The organism is Nocardia sp. NPDC004573 (assembly GCF_053602135.1).
Genome location: NZ_JBSGDA010000027.1, coordinates 87381 through 97843, shown reverse-complemented (window position 1 = coordinate 97843; position 10463 = coordinate 87381). Strand labels below are relative to the sequence as shown.

General features: G+C 66.3%; 12 protein-coding genes and 1 pseudogene. 5 read left to right on the top strand and 8 right to left on the bottom strand.

Translation table 11 applies throughout. The features are described 5' to 3' along the window. Window positions 1-93: 93 nt before the first annotated feature. The gene (locus ACWEKR_RS30405; protein ID WP_452357375.1) at window positions 94-570 is read right to left on the bottom strand and encodes a LysM peptidoglycan-binding domain-containing protein; all 477 of its coding nucleotides are present in this window, start codon (window positions 568-570) and stop codon (window positions 94-96) included. 428 nt (window positions 571-998) lie between these two features. On the opposite strand from ACWEKR_RS30405, the gene ACWEKR_RS30400 reads away from it, so the two are divergent. Beyond that, window positions 999-2882: a hypothetical protein gene (locus ACWEKR_RS30400; protein WP_452357374.1), complete on the top strand. Its 1884-nt coding sequence runs from the start codon at window positions 999-1001 to the stop codon at window positions 2880-2882. 247 nt (window positions 2883-3129) lie between these two features. On the opposite strand, the gene ACWEKR_RS30395 is transcribed toward ACWEKR_RS30400, so the two are convergent. Further along, a complete protein-coding gene (locus ACWEKR_RS30395) occupies window positions 3130-3522 on the bottom strand; it encodes a hypothetical protein (protein WP_452357373.1) in 393 nt (130 codons plus the stop codon). 269 nt (window positions 3523-3791) lie between these two features. Here ACWEKR_RS30395 and ACWEKR_RS30390 point away from each other — a divergent pair, with 269 nt between their 5' ends. Further along, a complete protein-coding gene (locus ACWEKR_RS30390; protein WP_452357372.1) occupies window positions 3792-4127 on the top strand; it encodes a YnfA family protein in 336 nt (111 codons plus the stop codon). Window positions 4128-4185: 58 nt separating this feature from the next. On the opposite strand, the pseudogene ACWEKR_RS30385 reads toward ACWEKR_RS30390, so the two are convergent. Further along, a pseudogene (locus tag ACWEKR_RS30385) lies at window positions 4186-4343 on the bottom strand (transcriptional regulator); the annotation flags it as partial. Then, window positions 4340-5332, bottom strand: a complete 993-nt coding sequence (locus ACWEKR_RS30380) for a helix-turn-helix transcriptional regulator (RefSeq protein ID WP_452357371.1) — start codon at window positions 5330-5332, stop codon at window positions 4340-4342. The pseudogene ACWEKR_RS30385 and the gene ACWEKR_RS30380, both read right to left, overlap by 4 nt. A gap of 92 nt (window positions 5333-5424) precedes the next feature. Between ACWEKR_RS30380 and ACWEKR_RS30375 the strand changes: the two genes are divergently transcribed. Beyond that, window positions 5425-5841, top strand: coding sequence for a VOC family protein (locus ACWEKR_RS30375; protein ID WP_452357370.1), 417 nt, complete (start codon window positions 5425-5427; stop codon window positions 5839-5841). Between the two features lie 36 nt (window positions 5842-5877). Here the strand turns inward: ACWEKR_RS30375 and ACWEKR_RS30370 are convergent, their stop codons facing one another. Next, a complete protein-coding gene (locus ACWEKR_RS30370) occupies window positions 5878-6276 on the bottom strand; it encodes a DUF6545 domain-containing protein (protein ID WP_452357378.1) in 399 nt (132 codons plus the stop codon). A 7-nt stretch (window positions 6277-6283) separates the two neighbouring features. Continuing rightward, on the bottom strand, window positions 6284-6928 hold the full coding sequence (locus tag ACWEKR_RS30365; protein ID WP_195089985.1) for a dihydrofolate reductase family protein: 645 nt from the start codon (window positions 6926-6928) through the stop codon (window positions 6284-6286). Between the two features lie 58 nt (window positions 6929-6986). On the opposite strand from ACWEKR_RS30365, the gene ACWEKR_RS30360 reads away from it, so the two are divergent. Beyond that, window positions 6987-7526: a winged helix-turn-helix transcriptional regulator gene (locus ACWEKR_RS30360; RefSeq protein WP_452357369.1), complete on the top strand. Its 540-nt coding sequence runs from the start codon at window positions 6987-6989 to the stop codon at window positions 7524-7526. Between the two features lie 93 nt (window positions 7527-7619). Here ACWEKR_RS30360 and ACWEKR_RS30355 read toward each other — a convergent pair whose 3' ends face one another. Next, the gene (locus ACWEKR_RS30355; RefSeq protein WP_452357368.1) at window positions 7620-8846 is read right to left on the bottom strand and encodes an MFS transporter; all 1227 of its coding nucleotides are present in this window, start codon (window positions 8844-8846) and stop codon (window positions 7620-7622) included. Between the two features lie 134 nt (window positions 8847-8980). Here ACWEKR_RS30355 and ACWEKR_RS30350 point away from each other — a divergent pair, with 134 nt between their 5' ends. After that, the gene (locus ACWEKR_RS30350) at window positions 8981-9382 is read left to right on the top strand and encodes a winged helix-turn-helix transcriptional regulator (RefSeq protein ID WP_452357367.1); all 402 of its coding nucleotides are present in this window, start codon (window positions 8981-8983) and stop codon (window positions 9380-9382) included. Between the two features lie 30 nt (window positions 9383-9412). Here the strand turns inward: ACWEKR_RS30350 and ACWEKR_RS30345 are convergent, their stop codons facing one another. Beyond that, window positions 9413-10402: a BtrH N-terminal domain-containing protein gene (locus ACWEKR_RS30345; protein ID WP_452357366.1), complete on the bottom strand. Its 990-nt coding sequence runs from the start codon at window positions 10400-10402 to the stop codon at window positions 9413-9415. Window positions 10403-10463: the final 61 nt, after the last annotated feature.

Genomic DNA, 10463 nt, shown 5'->3' with positions numbered 1-10463 from the left:
CCACCAGCACCACCTCCACCGGCAGCATCACCGGCAACAGGTCCACGATCAACCCGACACCCGGTTACCGAGGCAACCTACTTGGACGAGGCACTAGCTCTTCGGGGGGATGATCAGTTCTTGGCCGACGCTGATGACATCGGGGTTCGGGATCGCGTTCGCTTCGGCGATCAGCGGGAACAGCGCCGCGTTACCGTAGAAGCGCTTGGCGATCTTGGAGAGGGTGTCGCCGGAAACGACCTTGTAGGTGATGCCCGGAATGATCAGGACCTGGCCGACGTGAATCACGTCGGGCTCGTCGATACCGTTCGCCGCGGCGATCAGCGGAAACAGGTGCGAGTTCTGTGGGCGATAGAAATGCGCCGCCAGACCGGAGAGGGTTTCGCCACGCACCACCGTGTGTTTGCGGCTCACGTCGGGAAGGATCAGGACAGTTCCGACCTGGATCGAGTCGGGATCCGGAACCCCGCTGGCGACGGCGATCAGCTCGAAAAGCGAAGCCTGCCCGTAGAATCGTTTCGCAATCGCCGTCAGGGTATCGCCTGCGACGACCTTGTGGGTGTTGAGCATGATTTACTCCTTTCGATGGAACCGCACCGTTCACGGTTTCCGAGGATGTCGATCAATTCGATGAACGATGTCCGGGTCGGAATCGCCGGATCCAGCGTATAGTCGGCACAAAGTGCGCTGAAGTCTTCGGCCGGACGGATCAGAAGTCGGGTAGCCCGCTACTCATGCCGAAGCTCTGGAAAAGCGAACAATTGTGCGGCCCCCGATCGAGCAGTGCGCGGCAACCGGCGTCGAAATGAGTAGTCGACTACTCGTTACCAGACGGACGGGTGAGCCTACGGTTGGTGCTATCCAAGATCAACAGGGCGAGGCATGCGACGGCGATATGGAGCCCGGGCGAACGCACACATGAATTCGCGCAGACGGCCGGGTCGATTCGCAGCACGCCGGAACAGCTCGATGGTCGGCGGCAGTCGGGTGGAGGAGATATGGACGCCACAGCACGAACGGATGCCTTGGCAACGGAACTTTCCGGAGCCCTCACAATGGCATCGCGGTGCCCTGAAACTTTCCCGCAGAACAGCCAGGACTACCGCCTCCGAGCTGCGCAATTCTTCACCGAGAACGATCGGGTGGCCCGTGCCATCGACAGCGAACTCGGTGAATTGTTTCGCAAGGACCCCGAGCTCGGCCGCCTTGTCGAAGCCACCAGCGGCAGGGGCGGCCGCAAGCGGCTCGCGCAACACCTGCGGCGGACGCTGCACGAGCACCCGCACACACAGGAGTCCCTGCTCTCCTTGACGCAGGGTATCGCCGATCCCGTCGCCGGCCGCACGCCCGTAGGCCGCGCGGTGTCGTGGAGCCGGTCGTCGGGATGGTTCAGTCGCGAAGTCGTTCTGGTGCTGATGAATTTTCTGATCGCCGTCCCCATCGTGGTCGCATATCTCACCGTATGGGGCGGAATTCATCGCGACAGTTCGCCGGACGACGTGTCCACCGCCGCACTGAGCGTCTTCATCGTATGGGTACTGTCTTTCCTACCCAGTTGGTTGTACATCCGATTTCTCGGACAGCGCGCTGGCGCCCTGTGGAGCGAGTACGTCATCAATCTCCACCGCCTCGGGGTGGACGAACCGAAATACTTGCCGCGACCTCCGAAATCCTCCGAGTTCTATGCGGAATGGCTCGCGGACGGCGGTTACCTCCAGGAGGAGGACCACAATATCTATCGGCAGAAGTTCAACGCCTACTATGGCCGCGCCGTGTCCTCCGCAGGCGAATCCGATTTTGTGATCAAAACCGACACCCTTTTTCCTGTCTTCCTCGCTACGATCGGTTTCGCGACCTGTTGGACAGCGGTCCTCTGGGATCGAAGCTTCGTCGATGATCCCACCACTGTGTGGGACATCCTCAAGTTCGGATTTCTCGGCGCCTACGCATTCACCGTGCAGAGCCTCGTCCGCCGATTCTTCCAGAGTGATCTCAGACCGAGTGCGTATGCCTCCGCACTCCTGCGGATAATCGTCGTCTTCGCCACCTTGGTGGCCTTGTATCAACTGATCGACGGCTTCGAACCGGGTGTTCGATCAGCGATCGCCTTCGTGGTGGGCGCTTTCCCGATCGTAGGCATCTATGCACTCCACCGGACTACGGCAGTCGCTCTGCGGGCCGCGGTACCCCAGCTCACTCCGAATTATCCGCTCAATCAGATCGACGGCCTGAACGTATGGTACGAATCCCGGCTCATCGAAGAAGGCATCGAAGATATGCAGAGTCTGGTGACGGCGAATCTCGTCGATGTCATCCTCCACACGCGTGTTCCTATCGGCCGACTGGTGGACTGGATCGATCAGGCTCAGCTGTACTTCCACCTGGACCACAGTGAAGTGACGCGGCGTGAACGGCGGCAGGCCCTGCGTCAGGACAACAAATCGTCGTCCAAACCCTCCTCCGAGGACCCGAGCTGGACCGCGCAGCTCAGCGGAAGCCTCGGCCCTGGCGTTCGCGCCGGCACCAACACCCGGGTGCGGCTGCGCCAACTCGGTATTCGCACGGCAACCGATTTGCTCATCGCGTTCCCTCCTAGCGAAGTCGACCCCCGCACCCCCGCAGAACCGGTGGGTCGGAAATACCACCACCTGACCCCGGCAGGGATCGATCTCGAGCAGATCCGCATGCTCGTACGCGTTCTCGACGAAAGCAGCGAGCTGGTCCCTGTCTGGAACTGGCAACGCAGGGGCGCTCGTATCCGCCCTCCTCAGGAGCGGTCGCCCAGAAGACGCGGCAACGGGCTCGAACACCCGCCGCCGGAGACGACAGCAAGCGCACTCCGTCGACGAAAGCCACAACGAACGATTTTCGACCCGCACTGAACGTTCCGGACGAGGTCCCGCGTTATCACTCGCGCGGGATCGCCTCCTCCGGAAGCTCCGCTCGATGACCACTCGGCGAGGCCGGAACCGCTCGATGCGCCATTCGGTCGTGGCGGCGTCGGTTATCCCGCGGGAGTGGTGGACTGGTGCACGGCCAGATGGAAGGGCCGGTCACGCGTTCCGACCGGCTGGGGTCATGACGATCTGACCCCGGCTGCGCCCGATCTTCATGGCGCGGCCGGCGCCGTCAGGGTGCGTCCAATACACTTGCCGGAACCCCATAGGGCAGAAAGCGCACCCGACGGCGATCGTCGGTGTTGTCGCGATGCGCGCGCAAGGCCTCGAGTTCGCTGGGAAAGACCTGGTCGACCCTGGCCTCGCCGCTGTCATCGATGCTGTAGATCACCCACACCCCGCTGCCGGTCTCGCCGGTGGTCTCGCCCTCGGGTTCCGGCGGGCGTGGCCGTTGCGGTTGGACGAACTGACCGAGCAGCGACGCCACTGAACCGACACTCGCGTGATCTACGCGATCCAGGAACACGCCGGCTTTCCCGAGCAGATCACGGAGCTCGGTTCCCGCTCCACGCAGCGCGCGTTCGAATTCTTCCGGATCGATGCCGAAAGGCCCGTTGGTTGGCATCGCATGTGCTCCTGGGGACGAGTTGGGTGTTACGTCCTCAGTGTCCTCGCGAAACGCCGACTTCGCCACGACGGCCTCGCCCATCCTCGATGCCGTGACACTTTCCGACTCATCCGTGGGTGGCCGCAGCAGTCTATCGGGGTTGCAGACGCGGCAGGATGTGACGACCTGCTCGCCTGCGAGCCCGTCGTGCCCGGTGCCATTCGCCGCGGGGGCGGGCGATACCACCGCAACCACGTTCTGAACACGGGTTCGTAGGCTCGACGGCCATGACCGTGTTGCGTTCGATCCTGTTGTTCGTCCTCGCCGCCGTCGCCGAGATCGGCGGCGCCTGGCTGGTGTGGCAAGGGGTCCGCGAACAGCGTGGCTGGGCCTGGATCGGCGCCGGTGTCGTCGCCCTCGGGCTCTACGGATTCGTCGCCACCGCGCAACCCGATGCGCATTTCGGCCGCATCCTCGCCGCCTACGGTGGCGTGTTCGTCGCGGGCTCGCTGGCCTGGGGCATGGCGCTGGACGGCTTCCGGCCCGACCGCTGGGATGTCACCGGCGCCCTCGTCTGCCTGCTCGGCGTCGCCGTCATCATGTACGCACCACGCCACGCCTGACCCTGGTTCCCGCGTCATCCCTGGCGGCAGTAGTCGAAGGGCATGCCGAGGGACGCCATCAGCAGCACCCTTCGGTCTCGGCGGCCGGGCAGCACGCCGGTACCAGCCCCAGCAGATCGTCCAGCGCCGCGGCGATCCGGTATCGGCGAGTTCGTCGCGGCTGCGCCGGCCTTCCGGAATCGCGACGATCAGTCCACAGCCGCGCAGGCAGGTCAGAACCTTCCCGCTCCACTGTTCGCCGCGTCGGCGTAGCGGCGGGCCAAGTGGGCGAACGCGGCGGTGAGTTCCGGCGGCCCGATGACTTCGATGTCGGCGTCGAACCTGCCGAGAACGCCGGCGAGGGCCGTCCACGACCACGAGCCGAGGACTACCCGGCAGCTGTCGGGACCGAGCGCCTCGACCACCCCGTCGTGGAGGAACGGCGCGACCTCGGCGGCGGGCAGGCGCAGGATCACCGCCCCACGACACGGCCAGTTCCCGGTCGCGTCCGAGCCACGAAACCTGCTGGTCACGAATGTGGTGACGTCTTGCGCCGGGAGTTCACGCGGCGTGAACCGGGGGCCGGTGGGGGTTCGCGGGGTGATCCGGTCGGCGCGGAACGTCCGCCAGTCCTCGCGGTCGAGGTCCCACGCCACGAGATACCAGCGTCCACCCCAGGTGACGAGATGATGGGGTTGCACTCGACGCGGCGGATGCGCGGCGGCATGCGTCGACGACGCGCCCGCGTAGTCGAAACGCAGCACTTCGCAGGCGTGGACGGCGGCGCCGATCGCCGTGAGGACCTCCGTGCCGACCTCGGGCGCCGGCCGATCCTCGGGCGGTGCGACGGCGGTGATCGGCAGGGTGTCGATGCGGTGGCGTAGCCGCGCGGGCATGACCTGGCGGACGGTGTTCAGCGCGCGCGCCGCAGCCTGCTCGACACCGGCGCCCGCGGTGATGGCGATCTGGAGTGCGACGGCCAGGGCGACGGCCTGTTCGTCGTCGAACAGCAGCGGCGGGAGCTGGGCGCCTGCGCTCAGCCGGTATCCACCGTCGGGACCTTTCGTGGTGGCGATGGGGTAGCCGAGTTCGCGCAATCGGTCGATATCACGGCGCACGGTACGTGGGCTGACCTGCAGCCGCTCGGCCAACAGCGCCCCCGGCCAGTCCCGGCGCGCCGGTAGCAGGGACAGCAGCGCCAGCAGTCGCGCGGACGTTTTCGGCATGTTTCTCATTCTGTCCGCAGTAGCGGACACAACCTGGCCACTACCCTTGCGAATGTTGCTCACGTCAGCCGACGAGCCGAACAGGAGCAACTGTGTCCCTCACCACCACCACCCACCTGAACTTCCGCGGTGACGCCCGCGCCGCGCTGGAGTTCTACCAGTCCGTCTTCGGCGGTCAGCTCGCCGTCGTCACCTACGAGGACGCCGGGAACGTCGGCGCCGGGGCCGACCAGATCATGTGGGGCCAGGTACAGGCCGACAACGGGTTCCACATCATGGCCTACGACGTGCCCGTGCAGACGGGCTACGACCCCGGCGAGAACGCGTTCTTCGTCTCCGTGCGCGGCACGACGGTCGAAGAGGTATCGGGCTATTGGGAGAAACTCACCGCGGGCGCGACCATCGTGGTTCCGATGGGCCCGGCGAACTGGGGGGCCGCCTACGGAATGTTGCGTGACCGTTTCGGTGTCGTCTGGGTCGTCGACGTCGTCAGCGGCTACAGCGGATAACGCGGTCGACGACTTCGCCGAGCGGATGCCACACGTTCATGACTCCGGCGACTTCGCCAGGCCGCGAACGTGTGGCCATGCCTCGGCAAGCGCGAGTAGCTGATGCAATTCCGCGGTGAGATCCCGTGTGCCCGGCCGGATTCGGTGCCGCGGCGGGAAGCGACTCGCGCGCGGAGGGTGCCCTGCAGCTTTTGTGGCGATGGCCGCGGCGACGCGACGAGCATAGCTGTGCGGGTCACCGCCGGTGGCGGCCAGATCGTCGGGGCTGTCGCTGTAGCGCTTGAGATGTAGCAGGCTGTCCCGGATTTCGACCGTCATGCGGTGCAGACGGATGGCCGGGTCTGTCCGGCCGTAGTGGCAGAGCGGCAGCGAGCGCGGCGCACCGGCGCCGAGCAGCGGGCGGAGGCCGCGACGCTCGCCGCGGAGCGCCGGCATCACCACGTCACCGTCGCCAGAAGAAGTGATGCACCACCCCACTGGGGCTCGGGATCCGCTCCAGGTGAAAACGGTCGACGAGTTCATCGGGACTCTTCCACAACCTCTCGCCGCGACCGAGTTCGGCTGGTGCGACGGCGATATGCATCGTGTCGACCAGATCGGCGTCGAGGAATTCCCGGACCGTGGCGACACCACCGCCGATGCGCACGTCCTTGCCCTCGGCGGCCTCGAATGCCCGCGCCAGCGCTGCTTCCGGAGTTGCGTCGAGAAAGTGGAACGTTGTGTCTCCCAGCGTGAACGAGGGACGCACGTGGTGGGTCAGGACGAACACCGGTGTGTGGAAAGGAGGTTCGTCTCCCCACCAGCCCTGCCATTCGTAGTTCTCCCAAGGCCCCCGCTGGGGGCCGAACTTGTTGCGTCCCATGATCTCGGCGCCGATGTTGTTGGTGAAGTCGCGAGTGCAGTAGTCGTCCAAGCCATAGGTCCCCCCTGGTTCGGTCCGTGTGGGCCAGTGCGCGGTGGCGCCCGTCCAGAAGAAGAGCGCACTCGGATCGGCGTGGCCGAATGGGCGCTCGAAGCTTTGCCCCTCCCCGGAACCGTAGCCATCGCTGGAGACATTGAAGTTCTGAACGCGGACCAACTGTGCCATCGGGAGCCCTTTCTGGTTGCAATATGCAATCAGTAGGCAACTTACCTACACTGATCCCATGGCGCAACCAGTTGCTCATAACAAGCTGCCGGTCCCCCCGGGAAAGTCGGGCTGCCCGATCAACATGACGATCGAGCTGCTCGGGGATCGTTGGAGCTTGATCGTCCTGCGCGACATCATGTTCGGCGGCTCCACCCACTTCCGCGAGCTGCTCGCCGCGTCCATGGAGGGCATCGCGTCGAACATCCTGGCCAATCGCCTCGCGAAACTCGTCGACGCGGGCCTGCTCACCCGCGACGACGACCCGAGTCACCGCCAGAAGGTCGAATACCATCTCACCGAGGCAGCCATCCAGCTCGTCCCGGTCATGGCCCAGCTCGGCGCGTGGGGCGCGCACTGGTTGAACACGGCGCCGGAGCTGACCGTGCGAGCCGAACTACTGGCCGCCGGCGGCCCCCCGCTCTGGGAGCGATTCATGACCGAACTCCGCGCCACCCACCTGGCCGGGGCGCCGCTACCCACCGATGGCGTGCTCGCGGAACTGACCGCCGCCTACCACGAAGCCGTAGCCAGGGCGGAACCCGAAGCCGCTGAATAGATTCGCCCGCCGCCACTGAGATGTGTTCGCCTCCGTCAGCAGTGCTGTGACGATCCGGGTGGGCTGCCGATGCCCCCGCGGATCGGAAAGCGGTCAGCGATTCGCAGTGCTCGGGATCGGCGTTTTCACGTCTCGCGCAGACCGCATGACGGCCGGACGCCCGCCGATCCGAGCCAGTACCCAAGCAACCAGCGCGAACAGCGCATAGAGGGCGCCGACCCCACAGGAGGCCCGCCACCCCCACGAGCTGTACGCCCACGTGGTCGTGACTGCCCCGAGGGCGGACCCGAGGGAATAGAAGGCCATGTAGACGCCGATGACGCTGCCGGCGCGATGCGGATGCTCGGCGGTGAGCAGGTGCTGACTGCTCACGTGCACGGCTTGGACGGCGAAGTCGAGTAGGACGATGCCTGCCACGAGTAGCCCCAGGGACGACCGGCCCTGGGCGATCAGCACCCAAGAGCCGATGAGCGCTGTCAGCGACCAACCCGTGATCGCCTGGGCGTGACCGGCGTCGGCCCATCGTCCCGCGCGGGCGGCACCGAGCGCTCCGGCCAGGCCTACCAACCCGAACAGGCCGATCTCGGTGGTGCTCAGGTTCCAGGGCTGAGCACCGAGCGGCAGTGCGAGCCCGCTCCACAGGGTTCCGAAGGATGCGAACAGGAACAAGGCGATCAGGCCCCGGCTCAGGAACAGCCGATCGGTGCGCACGAGCCGCCCCATCGAGGCCAGCACCTGCGTGTATCGAGCGCCGGTCGCCCTCCGGTCCGGATACAGCCTTGCTCGGGCGAGGATGGCCAGTGCCGCGCAGAGGATGGCGAGCAGTGCGTAGACCGCGCGCCAGCCGACCGCGTCGCCCAGCGCGCCGGCGAGGACTCGGACACCGAGAATGCCGATCACCACACCCGAGGTGACGGCGCCGATATTGCGGCCCCGCTCGCCCGGTTCGGAGACGGCAGCGACGTAGGCGACCGTCACCTGCACCACGACCGCGAACATCCCCGCCGCGGCCAACCCCGCCATGACGAGGATGCCGCTGGGCGCGGCGGCCGCGATCGCGGCCCCCACGGCGGTGAGCGCCAGATGCGCGGCGATGAGCCGTCGGCGGTCGAGCACGTCACCGAGCGGGACCAACAGGACCAGACCGGCGAAGTAGCCGATCTGCCCGGCGGCGACCAGCCGGCCCAGCGACTCCGGCCGCAATCCCAGATCGTGCCCTGCCGCTGCCACTACCGGCTGGATCGCGTAGACGGTCGACACCGCCACGGCGCACACCAGCGCCAGGATCCATCGCTGGGATCGGGTTACTCCCGTCGACACCGCGCCTCCCGATTGGTAGCAAAGTGAAACCATTCGACCGTAGGCATAATGGTTTCGAATTGCAACTGATGGAAAGGAGCGTTGTGCCCCCGACGCACGATTCAACCCGCGACTGGACCGATCCCAGCTGCCCCGTGGCTCGAACGATCGACCTGGTCGGCGACCGGTGGAGCCTGCTGATCGTGCGCGACGCCATGGACGGCGCGGCCGCGTTCACCGAGTTCCGGCAGCGTCTCGGGATCGCCAGGAACATCCTCGCCGACCGTCTACGCCGACTGGTCGACCACGGCATCCTCACCGCCGACCCGGCTCCCGGAGGCAAGCGCCGCACCTACCAACTCACCGAGTCCGGGCAAGACCTCTTCACCACCATCGTCGCGTTGCGGCAATGGGGAGAACGCCACGCCTTCACCGACGACGAGCCGCACTCGACACTGCTGAGCCTCGACGGCAGTCCTGTCGCCGAACTGCGCCCCGAAACCCCGGCCGGAGAGCCCCTCACGGCGGCAACGGCCCGAGTCCACAAGGTCGGCTGAGCCATGCGGCAGGAGCGGGCTGGTGGTCGCTCACTGCCCCAGGCAGCTCAGCGCCTGCATGGCCTCGCGCTCTATGCGTGCGAGATCGCAGAGAACCGCGCCCGCCTGGACGAGGGGCTGCGCGTCGCCTGATTCACCGGCTGCTGCGATCAGTGCCGCGACATCCGTCCAAAGGGCGGCTGCCTCGGTGTACGACTCGAGGCCGGTGCGCAGGTGGGGGCTGTCGAGTGTTCGAGTGCATTCGGCGAGGAAATCGCGATAGAAGTTACGGAACAGGGCGCCGCCGGTACCCGCCTTCTCCATCAGAAGGGCGGCCTGCACCAGGTCCCGCCGCGGGTCGTCGGTTCGCCGGAGCCAGGTGGGCACCAGTTTGCCCGCCTTCTCGATGCCCCGGTGGCCGAGGTTGGCGATGGGCGGGTCGAGGAAGGCGCGGGCGCAAGCGGTGATGGCCGGAATGATCCGGCTGGGTACCGACGGCGGGTTCGCCGGGACGGTGAGGGTGAAGGACCGGTGCCTGGCGGTCATCGGGCCGCGCGCGGCTCTGGCTTCGGCGAGGCTGGTCAGACTCGTGGACACCGTGCCGCCTTGCTGATCGGTGTCCACCAGGTAGGCGTCGCGGTCGTCGTAGCCGTACATGGCGACGATGTGCCCGCCGAAGTGCACCTTCGACGTGAAGTAGTCCAGGTGGTAGCTGTCGAGCTGAAGTCCGACGGGGTGGCCTTCCTGGATGGGGGCAACCACGTTCGCCCAAGCCCTGCGCGGGGACGCGGTCTCCTGAACCGAGAGTTCCAGTCCGAGCCGGGTGGCCAGATTCCTGGTGAGGTCGAACGGCTTGACCCGTCCTCCGAGGAAGGGGAAGCCCATGGTCTTGCTGTCCCAGTAGACGAAGGACAGACCGGAGCCGAGGCCGAAGAGCATCGGCTCGGAGAGGTCGATGCCCTGGTTTCGCAGCAGCACCCCCAGCGCTGTCGTCTCGCAGTGCTGGGCACTGCGGGCATCAATGTCTCTCACCGCGGTCATGTCATACCTTCCCGGACCCAGATCGTCAGCCCTTCGCGCGGCGCCTCTGCCTGCCCGACCG